Genomic DNA, 15,557 nt, shown 5'->3' with positions numbered 1-15,557 from the left:
ATTATAGAGTTATGAGTCAAGAGTAAAGAGTAAAGAGTAAAGAGTAAAGAGTAAAGAGTAAAGAGTAAAGAGTAAAGAGTAAAGAGTAAAGAGTAAAGAGTATGTAATAAATAGCCACGAATTCACGAATTTTTTCTAATCTGTATGGTTTAAAGAAATTCGTGAATTCATGGCTAACTTTTTTAAAGTTGTAGCTTTTTTTAAGTGTTAAGTGTTTGTTTTTTAATTTGTTGGTATTATGTTTTGATGTAACAAGAAAATTTTGTTATTACTTCTGTTATATCACTATGTGGCTAGAAGTGTTTTTAAACCATAGCTTTATTAACGTAACTGGCTTTTTCAAAATCCATAATATTGATCGAAATAATAGGGACTTCAGGAAGTATTTCGTTTAGTTTAGTGACAATTGCTTTTGATAAGGCTGCTTTTTGGTCAGTATTTCGGCCTTCCAAAATGTAGCCGAAGACGTGGATAAAATCGTCTGAAGAATTTCCATTGTTGTAATAGGTGAAGGGATTGATGCGAACCTTAATATCAGTAGGAATAAAAAGATTAGTGGCTAAGGCTGTATGGTAAACCTCTTGCATAATATCGTCTGCAGATTTTAGTCGAATTACATTTTCTGAGCAATCAATAACAAAGTGTGGCATTGGTGTATTATTTAAGTTAGAAAAAATGAAGTGCAAACAAATTTACGAAAATCCAATCGAGAATGGGTGCTGGTGTTTTTTTGCCTCCTCTTTTTTAACATAAAAGCTAAAGTTTAGGACTTCTAAATAATTCATTTTTCTATTTACACTTTCTTATATTTGCAAGTCTCATTATATTCCAAATCGGTTTGAAAAATTATTTATTGTTTTTTCTGTTCGTTCTTTTAGGAAGTCCCGTTTATTCATCGGACAGTACAGATGGTATTATCGAAAAGCTGAATGAAGCTTTAAAAAACAAAGGATATTATGTTCGTCTCAGAGAAGAACGCATTCTAAATTTCAAAAAAATCAAATCCGATGAGTTAACGAAAGAGCAGGAGTACAATTACAACAAAAGTTTGTACACTCAATACTTAAAATTCAATTCCGATTCGGCTATTTTATATGTCAAAAAGAACCTGAAGATTGCCAAAGAACTTCAAAATTCCGATTTATTAAATTTGGCCAATCTGCAATTGGTAACCCTGTATTCTTCATCGGGAAAATATCGCGAATCTGAAGCCATTTTGAAAAGCATTCCTAAAAAGGAATTGCCTAAAAAACTGCTTCCTAACTATTATACCGCCTATCGCGAGTTTTTGGAACATTATGCTGCCAATAGCTATGATGTAAAATACATTGAGCAAATTATAAAATACCGTGATTCGCTGCTTAATGTTTTGGATCCTTCTACATTCAACTATCAGATTACCAGAATTCAACAGGACATGTCGGAGAAAAAGTTTGCTGTAGCTGAAAAACAGCTGTTGGATTTACTAAAAAATGCAAAGGAAGACCATCCGCAATATGCTATGATGACTTATCTTTTGGCAACGATCTATAAAAAAACGCAGCGACTGGAGCTCCGAAAAAAATACTACGCCCTTTCGGCTACTTCTGATTTAAAAACCGCAAACAAGGACAATGCTTCACTTCAGGAACTGGCTTTAATTTTTTATGAAGCCGACGATGTCGATATGGCTTACAAACTTACCCAATCGGCTATTGAAGACACTTTGTATTGCAATGTTCAGTTTCGCACACTGCTGATGTCCGAACTCTATTCGATTATTAACACCGTTTACCTGGAGAAAGAGGCCAAAAGAAAAACAGAACTTCAATTGTATCTTTTATGCATCAGCCTGTTGTCGGTATTTTTGATTGTGGCGGTCATTTACGTTTACAAACAAATGAAAAAAGTATCGCGAATCAGGGGAGAACTTTATATTACAAGTCAAAAATTAGCGGAATTAAATAAAGATATTACGGAAACCAACAATCAGTTGCAGGAACGAAATGCTCAATTATCGGAATCCAACCATGTTAAAGAGGAATATATTGCACATTTTTTCAGTCTTTGTTCAACGTACATCAATAAACTAGAAAATTACCGCATTACTTTAAATAAAAAAGCAACAGCCAAACAGTTTGATGAAATTTATAAAATATTAAAATCAACCACTCTGGTCGACAACGAACTGGAAGAACTATACAAGAACTTCGATATCATCTTTCTGAATTTGTATCCCACTTTCGTAAAAGATTTTAACGCGCTTTTAATTCAGGAAGAACAGATCGTTTTAAAGCAAGGTGAACTCATGAATACAGAGCTTCGAATTTTTGCTTTGATTCGCTTAGGGATTACCGACAGTGTGAAAATTGCAGCATTTTTGCGTTACTCTTTGAGTACGATTTACAATTACCGAACCAGAGCACGAAATAAAGCCGCAGTTTCCCGAAATGATTTTGAAGAAATGGTCATGAAAATTGGCTTAATATCATTGAAACTTTAAAAAAAACATTTAAAACCACTACTTTTTTTTGCTTTTTATTTTGGTTAACTATTTGTTTTGTAAGTGTTTGGTTTTTTATTCCACTACTTTTTTCCATTTAAAAATCCAACACGAACTATAACGTTTTAGCTTTACACTATTCTTAAAAAGAAAGATACTACTTCTACTTTCTTTAGATTGTACATTAAATGCTTTAATAAATTTATAGTTATGTTTAAAAACGTTAAAACAATTGTTGTTTTACTATTGCTGGGTGCTGTTGGTGTGAGTGCACAGCATAAAATTCCAGTTTATTTAGATGATAAAAAATCGATTAATGAGCGCGTAGAGGATGCGCTTGCGAGAATGACAATTGATGAAAAAATTGCCATGATACATGCACAGTCAAAATTCAGTTCACCGGGTGTACCGCGTTTGGGAATTCCGGAAAACTGGATGACCGACGGACCACACGGAATTCGTACCGAGGTTTTATGGGACGAGTGGGATCAGGCAGGATGGACCAATGATTCCTGTATTGCTTTTCCGGCTCTAACTGCACTTTCTGCGACATGGAACAAAGAGTTATCTTCGTTGTACGGGAAATCAATAGGAGAAGAAGCACGTTACCGTAACAAAAATGTACTATTAGGACCAGGAGTTAACATCTACAGATCACCTCTAAACGGTCGTAATTTCGAATACATGGGAGAGGATCCTTTCCTAACTTCAAAAATGGTTGTTCCTTACATTAAAGGAGTACAAGCAAACGGAGTGGCAGCCTGTGTTAAGCATTTCGCTTTAAACAATCAGGAAATAGGGCGTAACACAGTTAATGTAATCGTTGATGACCGTGCTTTATATGAAATTTATTTACCGGCTTTTAAAGCTGCTGTTCAGGAAGGAGATGCCTGGGCAATTATGGGGGCGTATAATAAATACAAAGGGCAACACTGCTGCCACAACGAATTTTTGCTAAACGACATTCTTCGCAAAGAATGGGGTTTCAAAGGAGTTGTAGTGTCTGACTGGGGTGGAGTACATGATACTAAACAAGCGATTTATAATGGTTTGGATATGGAATTTGGTTCCTGGACAAACGGACTTTCATGGGGAACGAGTAATGCTTATGACAATTACTTCTTGGCCAAACCCTATTCAACTATGATTGCAAAAGGCGAAGTAGGGACAAAAGAATTAGACGAAAAGGTGCGTCGTATTTTACGTTTGTCATTTTTAACCACAATGGATAAAAACAGACCTTTTGGTTCTTTTGGAACAGAGGAACACGCCAAAGCAGGTTTGAAAATTGCTGAAGAAGGAATTGTGTTGCTTCAAAACAACAATAACATTTTACCAATCAATCTTGCTAAAACAAAGAAAATTGCGGTGATTGGAGAAAATGCGATCAAAATGATGACTGTTGGAGGAGGAAGTTCTTCATTGAAAGCGAGATACGAAATCACTCCTCTTGAAGGATTGAAGAAAAGAATTGGGAATCAGGCAGAGATCGTTTATGCCCGCGGATATGTTGGTGATCCAACAAGTAACTATAATGGAGTAATAGCAAAAGTAAGTCTTGAAGACAAACGTTCTCCTGCCGAGTTAACCGCTGAGGCTTTAAAAATAGCTGCAGCAGCCGATGTAGTTCTTTTTATAGGAGGTACAAATAAAAGTGACAAACAAGATGCAGAAGGTTACGACCGTCTGGATTTAGGTTTATCTTATGGTCAGGATCAGTTGATAACAGAATTGGTGAAAGTAAATAAAAACATCGTTTTTGTGAATATTTCAGGAAATGCAGTGGCAATGCCATGGGTAAAAGAAGTTCCTGGAATTGTACAAGGTTGGTTCTTAGGTACAGAAGCCGGAAATGCTTTAGCGGCTGTTTTGGTAGGAGATGTCAATCCTTCAGGGAAATTGTCGTTTACTTTTCCGGTAAAATTATCAGATAACGGAGCTCATGCATTAGGTGAATTTCCGGGCGGAGATGACGTAACATACAAAGAAAGCATTTTTGTAGGGTACCGTTGGGCCGACAAACAAAAAGCAAAACCATTATTCTCTTTTGGTCATGGTTTGAGTTATACTACTTTTCAATATGGAAAAGTGACAGCCGACAAAAAACAAATGGGAGCGGGAGATCAGATCACTTTTTCGGTAAAAGTTAAAAATACCGGAACAAGGGAAGGTTCAGAAGTAGTTCAACTTTACATCAGCGATTTAAAATCTTCATTACCGCGTCCGATTAAGGAATTAAAAGGCTTCGAGAAAATTTCGCTTCAGGCGGGAGAAGAAAAAACAGTGACTTTTACCATCGATAAAACAGCACTTAGCTTTTTTGATGACAAAAAACACGACTGGGTTGCTGAACCGGGAGCTTTTGAAGCCATCATTGGAGCATCTTCTACAGCTATAAAATCTAAAGTGAGTTTCTCACTTCAATAATTTCATGTTTCCAAAATTGGTTGGTTGTAAAGCTGCAAGTGTAAAAACTTGTGGCTTTACTTTTATGAACTCTGTTGTGGGGAATTATCAAAAAAATAACACATAGAAACATAGATTTTGGCTGTAAGAAGAGAAAAAAATAGGAACATATTTCTTCACATAGAAAAACTACACGCATTTAAATGAAGTGAAACGCCTTTTTTATTAGATATAGAATCTATGTCACTATGTGTTAAAAATGAATTATACCAATACGTTAAATAAAAAGTCTATTATTTAAAAAACTACTATGAAAAAAGCCATACTAGGTGTCATCACCTTATTTTTAACACAAAGTCTTTCGGCACAAAGCCTGAACAAAATGCAATGGTTTAACGAACCTGAAAAATGGGAAGTTAAAAACAATGCTTTGATCATGAATGTCACAGCGAATAGTGATTATTGGCGCATTTCACATTATGGTTTTACTGTAGACGACGCACCGTTTTATTATGCTACTTACGGCGGAGAGTTTGAAGCCAAAGTAAAGTTAACCGGTAATTATATCGCCCGCTTTGATCAAATGGGACTCATGCTTCGTATAGATGAAAAAAATTACATCAAAACCGGAGTTGAATTCGTGGATGGAAAATTTAATATAAGCACCGTTGTCACACACGATAAAAGCGATTGGAGTGTAACCACTTTAGAAAAAGCACCACCATTTGTATGGATAAAAGTGGTGAGAAGAGTGGACGCCGTCGAAGTCTTCTTTTCATATGATGATAAAAACTATATTTTGACCCGAAATGCGCCCTTGCAGGACAATACTCCGGTTATGGTAGGACTGATGGCTGCATCACCTGATGGAAAAGGTTTTGAAGCCAAATTCGAAAATTTTAAAGTAACCCATTTACCGGACCAACGCAGACTGGAATGGCTTAAGAAGAACCAGGAATAGTAAAGCTAAAAACCAATTTTCTAAGAATTCAAATTCCAAATTTCAGCTGGAAATGAATGAAGAAAGGATTTTTCTTATCCTATTAGGATTTACTGTAATTATTGTAACAAATAACCAGACTTTCTTTAGGATTACAAGCTTCAATCCGCCAGCCTGTTAGGGAAATATCGTTATTTTAGCTTCCACCAAAAAATTATCTAACCTTTTAACAACCAAAACTATTTTATGAATTCAAGTTCAATCGAAATTAAACCCAAAAAACATTATGAAATTTTAGACGGCTTACGTGGGGTAGCTGCAATTTTAGTCGTTATTTTTCACGCCTTCGAAGCTTTTAATGAAGGAAGCCGATTTAAACAGCTTATGAATCATGGTTATCTGGCTGTCGATTTCTTTTTTCTTTTATCAGGATTCGTGGTAGCGTATGCCTACGACGATCGCTGGGAGAAAATGTCACAATGGGAATTTTACAAACGACGTTTAATCCGTTTACAGCCCATGGTTATTATGGGAATGGTCATTGGAGCACTGCTGTATTACCTTCAGGCCTCGAATGTCGCTTTTCCTCAAATTGCGACTATGCCAGTCTGGAAAGTAATTTTGGTGATGCTGGCCGGTTTTGTACTGATACCACTTCCGCCATCAATGGAAATTAGAGGCTGGGGCGAAACATTTCCGCTTAACGGGCCGGCATGGTCTCTTTTCTTCGAATATATTGCCAATATCCTGTATGCGCTATTCTTTCGTAAATTTTCAAATAAAGTGCTGGGTTTTTTGGTATTGATTTTTGCCGGAATGATTATTCATTATACCGTTTTTGGCCCTAAAGGGGATGTTATTGGCGGTTGGTCCCTAACGATGCAGGAATTATATGTTGGATTTACCCGTTTGCTGTATCCTTTCTTTGCCGGAGTTTTACTTTCCCGTTTGGGAAAACTGATTCATATCAAAGGTGCCTTTTGGGTTTGCAGCGTTTTGATTATAGTTATTTTTAGCATCCCGAGGCTTGGTGATGAAAACAGTTTGTGGATGAATGGCTTGTATGAGTCAGTTTGTATCATTTTGCTGTTTCCGTTAATCGTGGCTATAGGAGCAGGAGGGGAGATCAAAAATCCACTTTCGCTTAAAATCTGTAAAGCTTTAGGGGATATTTCGTATCCAATTTACATTATACACTATCCGCTGATTTATTGCTATATGGCGTGGGTGTTCGAAAATAAAATCCCGTTAAAGGATGGTTATGTGGTCGGAATAGGTGTTTTAATTTCGAGCATTGCAATAGCTTACCTGTGTCTGAAATTTTATGACGAACCTGTTCGCAACTGGCTTCAGAATAAGTTTCAAAAAAGAAAAGTTTCTTAAGAGGAGGTTCAAAGGGGCAAAGGTTCAAAGGGACAGAGGTAAAACCTTTGAACTAAATCAAAAAAGGGATGAAAACAGTACTGTTTTCATCCCTTTTTTATTTATAAGAGTTTTTAAAAAGAAGTTCAAAGTGATAAAGAGGTAAAACCTTTGCAACTTTGTCCCTTTGAACCTTTGTCCCTAAAATTACTCTAAAACCAATTGTCCTAAAGCTTCTTTGCTAAAACCTTTTAATTGATCCGTATGACCTGCTTTTATTTTTGCAACCCATTTAGGGTCAGATAAAAGAGGTCTTCCTACTGCAACCAAATCAAAATCTCCTCTGTCGAAACGTCTGTTTAATTCTTCTAAAGAAGTTGGTTCAGAACTTTCTCCTGCAAAAGCGCCAAAGAAATCGCTTGAAAGTCCCACAGAACCTACTGTAATAGTTGGTGCTCCGGTAACTTTTTTAGCCCAGCCTGCAAAATTCAAATCAGATTCTTCAAATTCAGGTTCCCAGAAACGACGTTGAGAACAGTGTAAAATATCTACTCCTGCATCAACGATAGGGTTTAACCAGGCCTCTAATTCCTGTGGATTTTTAGCCAGTTTATAATTGTAATCAGAAGGTTTAAACTGAGAAAATCTCATAATAACGGCAAAATCGTTGCCTACTTGTCTTCTGATTTCTTTTACGACTTCAATAGCAAAGCGGCTGCGTTCCGGTAATGTTTTTCCACCGTAAAGATCAGTACGTAAATTGGTTTCGGCTCTAAAGAACTGGTCAATTAAATAACCGTGTGCGCCATGAATTTCTATGGTATCAAAGCCTAATCTTTTGGCATCGGCAGCTGCTTTTCCAAAAGCAATAATCGTATCTTCAATATCCTTTTCCGACATAGTGTTTCCGTTGCTAAAATCAGGTCGGTTTAAGCCTGACGGTCCTTCAAAAGGTACTGGTGGAACCCAGCCTGAATGATGATTGTCCATAATTCCCATATGCCAGATTTGCGGCCCCATCTGACCACCGGCCGTATGAACGTCTTCAATTACTTTTTTCCATCCGTTTAAGGCTTCATTGCCATAAAAATGAGGAACATTTGCGTCGTTTGAAGACGAAGGTCTGTCAATAACAGTTCCTTCGGATAATATTAAACCAACTTCACCTTCAGCTCTTTTTTGGTAGTAAGAAGCCACTTCGTCAGTTGGAACTCCGTTTGGAGAAAATGAGCGCGTCATAGGCGCCATTACGATTCGGTTTTTAAGATTTAACGTTTTTAAGTTAAATGGCGAAAACAGGTTGTTTGTACTCATAGTAATTTACAAATTAGATTGAATTAATTTACTAAGTGCTTCAAAGGCACCTTCGTTGCGTTTATAATAAGTCCATTGTCCAACGCGCTTTGCCTCGATAAATCCGGCGCGTTGTAAAATAGACAGGTATTCGGATACTGTGGATTGCGTAAGTCCGGCTTTGGCCTGTATCTGGCCTACGCAAACTCCATGTTCAAATCCTGAATGTTGGAGCTGATCCGGAAAGTTAATTTCGGGTTCTTTTAACCATTCCAACATTTGTAATCTGGACTTGTTTGACAATGCTTTAAAGATTTCTATAGATTCCATAAGGCAAATATATCGACTTTTCCCGATATACCAATTTAAAGAAAGTTATTTAGTATAATTTTAAGAGCAGGGGAGATAATTTGTAGCAGAAGTATTTATATTTGTTTTTACTTTCTTGGCTCAGGTTGCAGAATTTTTAAAAGGAAATATTCTGTGATTCTTCGGTTTTTGAGAGACTATTTAAAGATAATAACCCCAAATTTATCCATAATGATTATGAAAAAAATACTACTTATTTTAGGTTTCCTATGCTGTGTTGTCATGAGTTCGAAAGCTCAGGTTATAGGGACTGATATTGGCGACATTGCTCCCGAAATTGATTTACCGGATACAAAAGGAAATAACATTGTACTTTCTTCTTTAAGAGGAGAGCTTGTTTTGGTCGACTTTTGGGCATCGTGGTGCGGTCCCTGTATTAAAGAGCAGCCCGAATTGCTAAAGTTGTACAACACCTATTCCGGAAAGTTTTCTATTTACGGCGTTTCAATGGACACGAAAAAAGCGCTTTGGTTAGGAGCCATTGCAAAGCAAAAATTGACCTGGACACAAGTGAGTGACTTAAAGTACTGGAATTCCCCTGCTGCAAGCGATTACATGCTTCAGTCGGTCCCTTTAAACTTTCTGATTGATAAAAACGGAATCATACTGGCCAAAAACATTCATGGAAATGCGTTGAATGAAATGCTGAAAAGTTTGCTTACTGCTCAGTAAAAATAAAAGCTTTGAGAATAGTATTGTTTTGAGAAAGAGTGTATGCGGAAAGAATATAAAATGGATTGAATGGAATCGAAATTAAGTATAGCTGAATTTAGGGCAAGATTAAAAAACAATACCGAAATTGGTTCTTTGAAAATAAAATTCAGTCACTTGAGAATATTTCCGAGATTTGGCGAATTAAAGCCTTTTTACGGTCTTTTTGATGATAAAAATTTTCGTTTGACCATAAATTCGGCAACATCTCCCACTTGTTATGTTGTAAAAGGAAGCTACAAAAATGTTGATAACAGACTTAAAGTAGATTATACGATTGAGCCAAATAGTAAAATTCAATTGTTCTGGGTGAAATATTCACCTATAGTTGCTATAATTGTAATTAACTTGTTTTTTGTTCTATTTGCAAAAGGGCTTAGGAGAGCTTCTAGTATTGTGAATTTGTTCTTACTTATTACTATTTTCTATTCCAGATGGAAAGAAGAAAGAAAACGGAAGAAATTAGAGAAAAAGTTTCTCAGGATTTTTGAAATTAAAAGAGATTGGTGATAGAACTAATCAAGAACAAAAGTTAGGAAGAAAGGGCTGAGAGCTCAAAAGAAACAGCATCGTGCGCAGCACTATGAATTGGATTAAGGTGCAGAATTGCCCTGAAAGGGCAAAAGCAAACTATATATTATAATTTTCAATAAAGAACAAACCGCTCTTTTGTAAAATATAATTCAAAATGATATAAGACCAACTTTTTGCGCGTAAGCTTATGCCCTTTCAGGGCGTAACCGATATTTGTTATCGTTATTGATGGTGCTGCACACCATCCTGTTGCTGAAGCTCTTTCAGAGCAATATTTCCAAAACAGATAGAACTTTAAAAATAAAACCTTTGTCAATTCTGTATTTTGACAAAGGTTTTATTATTTAGATGATGGCCTGAAGCTGAAATGAACTTAATTCAATCTGTCTGCATGATTTCGAACACCGCCAAAATTGTTTTTTAGAAATTCTCTAATTTGAAATTGTGTTTTATTCTGAGTGACTTTTTTCCATTCATTAAAATCAAAAGCATGAATTTCAGTGGCATTTGGATTGGTTACAAATGAAAGCCTCGCGATAGAGTATTTGTAATACTTTAATTCGTGAGAAATATGTCGATCCGGGACAACGATAAGAATTGTCTCCCATTCCAGAAAATTTTTAGGCACATCTGCTCTTTCTGTCAGTCCAAGGGCTTCAAAAAACGCAATGATCTTTTGGTCATTAAGTTTGTCGATTTTCTGATCAACGCGTTTAATGGTGCTAATAAGCTTATTTTCATCTTTAATAACACTCATATTATTAGCTGTGTTTTACTTTAAGGTTAATTTCAATATAAAATTACACCAAAACAAAGTGATTTGTTAAAAGAGAGGCAATAGAATGATTCTAAATTTTATAGAATGATTTTATCGGCTTGTTTATCAGAAAGAAAGCTCTGCCTAATGATCGGAGAGAATGAGGTCGGTTTTTCTCTTTTTCGATTTATTCATTACAAACAAAAGTAAGGGCAGGGTTATCACAAAAAACAATCCAACAAGAAAAAAAGCATCTCGATAGCTCAATAAAGAAGATTGTCTTAAAACGACATTTTCCATAAGTCTGAGTGCTTTAAACTTAGCTTCGTTATAAGCAAAACCTTTGCTTTGAAAATACCTGATGTAGGCATTTATCCGGTCCATTGCAATAGTGTTGTCTGGGGTAACAGTCGAAATTAGTTCGTTTCGGTGTGCTGCAAATCGATGTACGACATACGTATTGATAATCGAAACACCAAAGGAACCGCCCAGTTGCCGCATCATATTATTCAAAGCGGCGCCCTGACCAACATCTTTGTCTTCTAAAGAGGAGACGGCCAGCATGGTAAGTGGAACCGTAAGTAAAGCCATGCCCAACGCACGAAAAATTAGGGAAGTTGCTACTTCAGCAGCACTGGTATTTAAAGTCATTCCGGACATTCTCCAGTTGAAATAAATAAACAAAAGAAATCCGGCTGCGATAATAAGTACCGGCGAAACGCCTTTTTGCAGTAAGGTTCCGCACATTTTTAAGGCCAGTAAGGCAAAAAGTGCCCCTGGCAATAGAAGCAATCCGGTTTGGTAAGGGGAAAAACTCAATAAACGCTGTGCGACAACCGGACTGATATAGATGGAAATAAACATACCAAATCCGGTTACAAAAGTTAGGACTGCAGCAATACTTAAAGATTTACTTTTGAGTACCCGAAGATTTACTACAGGCTTTTCGATCGTAAGTTCCCAATAAATAAAAAATAGCAGACTTGTGACGGCAATAATAGTAAGAACGACGATGTAGCGGGTTTCAAACCAATCTTCGACTTCGCCTCTTTCGAGAACTGTTTGTAAAGTACCAACTCCTATGGCAAGTAAAGCGATACCAGTCCAGTCGACCTTAGTAATTTCTGGTTTTACAGGAGGTTCCTGCAACAAAAAGTAACAGGAGATCATTACGAGAATTCCAATCGGAACATTGATGAGGAAAATCCAGGGCCAATCGTAATTTTCGGTTATATAACCGCCCAATGTAGGGCCGATAGTGGGACCGATGAAAATTCCGGCTCCAAATAGAGCTCCGGCTGTCGATTGTTTGTCTTTGGGGAAAAGTTCGAAAACCACAACTTGTGAGATGGATAATAAGGCGCCGCCTCCAATTCCCTGAAAGAATCTGAAAAAGACGAGCATCCAGATGTTAGACGAATGCCCGCACATAAAAGAGCAGAACGTAAACAAAACAACAGAACCAATATAATAATTGCGTCGACCGAGATTGGCGCTTAGAAAGCTCGTAATGGGTATTATAATTACATTGGCAATGGCATAAGCCGTAATCACCCACGAGGTGTCTTCAAGTGTAGCGCCCAGATTTCCGCTCATGTGAGAAAGTGCAACATTTACAATCGATATGTCGATTAGTTCCATAATGGCAGCTAATATGACGGTCAGAATAAGCAGTTTACGGTTTAATGGTGTCATAGAAAAATATTTTATACCAATCGGTATATTTTTAATTAAAAAAAAGGATGTTGTTTTATTGACTTTATTCTAAGTCATCGATTATCTTTTTTAGTGAAAGCATAATAGTGGATAAATTAGACAGGTCGCCCGTTATTTTAGAAATCATAACGGCACCCTCGATAATAGCAATGATGGTTAGAGCGGTTTTTTCCGGATCTATTGATTCGGCTTTAAATTCTCCAGCCGCAATACCCTGTTTGATAAAATAGACCAATTTTTCTTTCCATGCAATAATTATACTTTCAACCTTTTTTTTAAGCACCGGGTGCGTATCGTCAGCTTCGGTGGCAGTATTGATGATAGGGCATCCACCCTGAGTGATTCTTAACTCATAATAATCGGAGTAGAGTCTTGGATAAACAAGTAATTTGTCTTTAAAAGTGATTTGCTTTTCGATTTCCTGTGTAAAAGTATCCTGAAGTTTTTTTACATTGAATTTAAAAGCGGCCAGGGCTACCTCGTCTTTGTTTTCAAAGTTACCGTAAATGCTCCCTTTTGTAAGCCCCGTTGCTTCGGTAATATCACTCATAGAAGTGCCGCTGTACCCTTTCATATTGAAAATGGGAGCGGTTTCCTCTATAATAAATTGTTTGGTTCTTTCGGCTTTACTCATGAGAATTGAAAATAAAAACACAAATATATACCGATTGGTATAAAATAACAAGCTTTTTTTATGAAAAATAAATGCCTGATGGTTGAGATTTGATTATGAAATAAGAAACAGCCGTTTTTTTAAGCAGCGGGTCAACAAAATTGAACTTTAGCAATTTCACCACAAAACTGGTTTCAACCTGAAACCTGAAACCTGAAACTTGGAACTTGAAACCAGAAACAAAAAAACAACTTCAATATTGTTTGTTTGATTTTCATAACTTTGTAACATGAAAGAGCAACTAGAAGAACAGGGTTCAGAACTTGGTATTAGTGATTTAAAGCTAAAAGGTTTTAAAGTATATGAAGTAAATGGAGATGTGAGTAAGATTCCAACTTACAACCGCAGGGACTTTTATAAGATTTGCATCAATACCAGCAAAAGTTTTATTCATTATGCAGACAGGGGAATCGAAACGGACGGAACGATATTGTTTTTCGGAAATCCACATATTCCATACTCTTGGGAAATCATTTCGCCTTCTTATGAAGGGTATGCTTGTGTTTTTACCGAAGATTTTCTGAAGGTAAAAGACCGTTCAGAAAGCCTTCACGAATCGCCACTTTTTAAAATTGGAGGTACGCCTATTTTTTCGTTATCAGTTGATCAAAAGCTGTTTATAGATTCTTTATTTCAGAAGATGATCGAAGAACAAGAGACAGATTATATTTTCAAAGATGATTTAATACGCAATTATATCAATTTGATTTTGCATGAATCTATGAAAATGCAGCCTTCTGAGAATTTCTTTAAACCGAGAAATGCTTCTTCCAGAATTACTTCGTTATTTTTAGAGTTGTTGGAAAGACAGTTTCCAATAGAAACCAAAAATGAACCATTAGCGCTAAAAACACCTCAGGATTATGCGCAGAGTTTGGCTGTTCATGTGAATCATTTGAATCGTTCAGTGAAAGAAATTACCGGAAAACCTACAACGACTCATATTTCAGAGCGAATTGTTGGTGAGGCCAAAGCTTTGTTGCAGCATACAGATTGGAGTATTTCGGATATCGGATATTCTCTGGGATTTGAATATCCAAGCTATTTTAATAACTACTTTAAAAGAATTACAGGAACAATTCCAAAATCACTTAGAGTGTAAATTGTTTCATATTCTTAATTTTTTGTTTGATTATTGTTATCGCTCTGCGTCTTTGCCACTGTAAATTTGCATTGAAATAATTAGTATTAATCATTAATCAGTTTTCGATAAGCTAAATAATACTTCACAAAGCACATTCCCGCTTTCATGATTTAGTTTAAACTGGTGGTAAAAAACAAATAATTATGAATACTTCAGAAAATCAATTTGTTAAAACCATTTTTCCTAAAGGAGATTTAGCTTCAGCGGATTACTTTACAGGGAAAGTGTGGGTTAGAATGCTGGTTCTAAGTGATCCGGTTTTGAATACTGCGGTTGGTAACGTGGTTTTTGAAGCCGGAGCCCGCAATAATTGGCATACGCATCCTGGTGGACAAATTTTGATCGTCACCCAAGGAAAAGGCTTTTATCAGGAAGAAGGAAAATCAATTCAATTGCTACAGGAGGGAGATGTTGTGAATATTCAGCCAGGAATAAAACATTGGCATGGAGCTTCTCCGGACGTTGAATTTACTCATATCGCAATTAGTACCAATATTGAAAAAGGCATTGTAGACTGGCTTGAACCGGTCACTGATGAACAGTACAACAGCTTTAAATGATTTTAGGTGCAAGTGTTGCGTTGTTCTGCAATTCAAGGGAGCGGCTTTTGTCGGATCATGTTAATTAATAAATCAATCTCAAAAAACACAATTTTTATGTCAACACTTTATACTTCTGTTATTGAAGAGGGGAAAGTCCCCAATACTTATATGACTGGCGATGTTTCGTATAAAAAACAAACCAGCAACATTCATCCTGATAATACGGTTATTAAAGAGGTTTCTTTTGAACCCGGATCGAGATGTAATTGGCATGTTAATCCAACGCTGCAGTTATTTATTGCTACAAACGGAATTGGTTATTTTCAGGAAAAAGGCAAGGTGGTTCGATTGCTTCATAAAGATGAAGTGGTTACGATTCTGCCCGGAATCGAACATTGGTACGGGGCGACACCCTTTAGTTCGTTTTCTCACATTGCCATTATCACTGAAATTGATAAAGGAACCGGAATCTGGCTCGATAGTGTAACCGATGAGGAGTATTACAGTTACGGGAAGTGATTTAATTAGATAATTAGAAAATTCTCAATGGGAAGAGCTGTGTTTTGATTATGTGAAACTTGAAACAAATAAAACCTGAAACAAATAAAACTAAAAAAAAACAATAAAA

15 protein-coding genes are annotated in these 15,557 nt (G+C 36.4%); 9 read left to right on the top strand and 6 right to left on the bottom strand.

Annotation, left to right across the window (positions count from 1 at the left end):
* Nucleotides 1-305: 305 nt before the first annotated feature.
* Nucleotides 306-650 carry a 5-carboxymethyl-2-hydroxymuconate Delta-isomerase gene (locus FLA105534_RS01370; protein ID WP_173964254.1) on the bottom strand — a complete coding sequence of 115 codons (345 nt, stop codon included), beginning with the start codon at nt 648-650 and terminating at the stop codon, nt 306-308.
* A 188-nt stretch (nt 651-838) separates the two neighbouring features.
* Here FLA105534_RS01370 and FLA105534_RS01365 point away from each other — a divergent pair, with 188 nt between their 5' ends.
* The 4 genes from FLA105534_RS01365 to FLA105534_RS01350 all read left to right on the top strand — a co-directional run bounded on the left by FLA105534_RS01365 (nt 839) and on the right by FLA105534_RS01350 (nt 7,211).
* Entirely contained in the window at nt 839-2,482 is a 1,644-nt protein-coding gene (locus tag FLA105534_RS01365) for a DUF6377 domain-containing protein (RefSeq protein ID WP_173964253.1), read from the top strand.
* Between the two features lie 210 nt (nt 2,483-2,692).
* Entirely contained in the window at nt 2,693-4,909 is a 2,217-nt protein-coding gene (locus tag FLA105534_RS01360; protein ID WP_173964252.1) for a glycoside hydrolase family 3 C-terminal domain-containing protein, read from the top strand.
* Between the two features lie 289 nt (nt 4,910-5,198).
* Nucleotides 5,199-5,849, top strand: coding sequence for a DUF1349 domain-containing protein (locus tag FLA105534_RS01355; RefSeq protein WP_173964251.1), 651 nt, complete (start codon nt 5,199-5,201; stop codon nt 5,847-5,849).
* A 225-nt stretch (nt 5,850-6,074) separates the two neighbouring features.
* Nucleotides 6,075-7,211, top strand: a complete 1,137-nt coding sequence (locus FLA105534_RS01350; RefSeq protein ID WP_173964250.1) for an acyltransferase family protein — start codon at nt 6,075-6,077, stop codon at nt 7,209-7,211.
* A gap of 186 nt (nt 7,212-7,397) precedes the next feature.
* Here the strand turns inward: FLA105534_RS01350 and FLA105534_RS01345 are convergent, their stop codons facing one another.
* Nucleotides 7,398-8,504 carry an NADH:flavin oxidoreductase gene (locus FLA105534_RS01345; protein ID WP_173964249.1) on the bottom strand — a complete coding sequence of 369 codons (1,107 nt, stop codon included), beginning with the start codon at nt 8,502-8,504 and terminating at the stop codon, nt 7,398-7,400.
* Nucleotides 8,505-8,510: 6 nt separating this feature from the next.
* Nucleotides 8,511-8,813, bottom strand: a complete 303-nt coding sequence (locus FLA105534_RS01340; RefSeq protein ID WP_173964248.1) for an ArsR/SmtB family transcription factor — start codon at nt 8,811-8,813, stop codon at nt 8,511-8,513.
* Nucleotides 8,814-9,029: 216 nt separating this feature from the next.
* Here FLA105534_RS01340 and FLA105534_RS01335 point away from each other — a divergent pair, with 216 nt between their 5' ends.
* Complete coding sequence (locus FLA105534_RS01335) at nt 9,030-9,524, top strand: TlpA family protein disulfide reductase (RefSeq protein WP_173964247.1); 495 nt, start codon at nt 9,030-9,032, stop codon at nt 9,522-9,524.
* 69 nt (nt 9,525-9,593) lie between these two features.
* The gene (locus FLA105534_RS01330) at nt 9,594-10,073 is read left to right on the top strand and encodes a hypothetical protein (RefSeq protein WP_173964246.1); all 480 of its coding nucleotides are present in this window, start codon (nt 9,594-9,596) and stop codon (nt 10,071-10,073) included.
* Nucleotides 10,074-10,470: 397 nt separating this feature from the next.
* Here the strand turns inward: FLA105534_RS01330 and FLA105534_RS01325 are convergent, their stop codons facing one another.
* The 3 genes from FLA105534_RS01325 to FLA105534_RS01315 all read right to left on the bottom strand — a co-directional run bounded on the left by FLA105534_RS01325 (nt 10,471) and on the right by FLA105534_RS01315 (nt 13,204).
* Nucleotides 10,471-10,854 (bottom strand): hypothetical protein, encoded by a 384-nt coding sequence (locus FLA105534_RS01325; RefSeq protein ID WP_173964245.1) that lies wholly within the window; start codon nt 10,852-10,854, stop codon nt 10,471-10,473.
* Between the two features lie 144 nt (nt 10,855-10,998).
* Entirely contained in the window at nt 10,999-12,549 is a 1,551-nt protein-coding gene (locus FLA105534_RS01320) for a DHA2 family efflux MFS transporter permease subunit (protein ID WP_173964244.1), read from the bottom strand.
* A gap of 64 nt (nt 12,550-12,613) precedes the next feature.
* Nucleotides 12,614-13,204, bottom strand: coding sequence for a TetR/AcrR family transcriptional regulator (locus tag FLA105534_RS01315; RefSeq protein WP_173964243.1), 591 nt, complete (start codon nt 13,202-13,204; stop codon nt 12,614-12,616).
* Between the two features lie 268 nt (nt 13,205-13,472).
* On the opposite strand from FLA105534_RS01315, the gene FLA105534_RS01310 reads away from it, so the two are divergent.
* From FLA105534_RS01310 to FLA105534_RS01300, 3 genes are all read left to right on the top strand, one after another.
* Entirely contained in the window at nt 13,473-14,345 is an 873-nt protein-coding gene (locus FLA105534_RS01310; RefSeq protein WP_173964242.1) for a helix-turn-helix domain-containing protein, read from the top strand.
* A 185-nt stretch (nt 14,346-14,530) separates the two neighbouring features.
* On the top strand, nt 14,531-14,947 hold the full coding sequence (locus tag FLA105534_RS01305; protein WP_173964241.1) for a (R)-mandelonitrile lyase: 417 nt from the start codon (nt 14,531-14,533) through the stop codon (nt 14,945-14,947).
* Between the two features lie 96 nt (nt 14,948-15,043).
* The gene (locus FLA105534_RS01300) at nt 15,044-15,448 is read left to right on the top strand and encodes a cupin domain-containing protein (RefSeq protein WP_173964240.1); all 405 of its coding nucleotides are present in this window, start codon (nt 15,044-15,046) and stop codon (nt 15,446-15,448) included.
* Nucleotides 15,449-15,557 lie beyond the last annotated feature (109 nt).

It is taken from the genome of Flavobacterium collinsii (assembly GCF_902804485.1).
Classification (GTDB): Bacteria; Bacteroidota; Bacteroidia; order Flavobacteriales; family Flavobacteriaceae; genus Flavobacterium; species Flavobacterium collinsii.
This window is presented reverse-complemented; position numbering and strand designations above follow the sequence as displayed.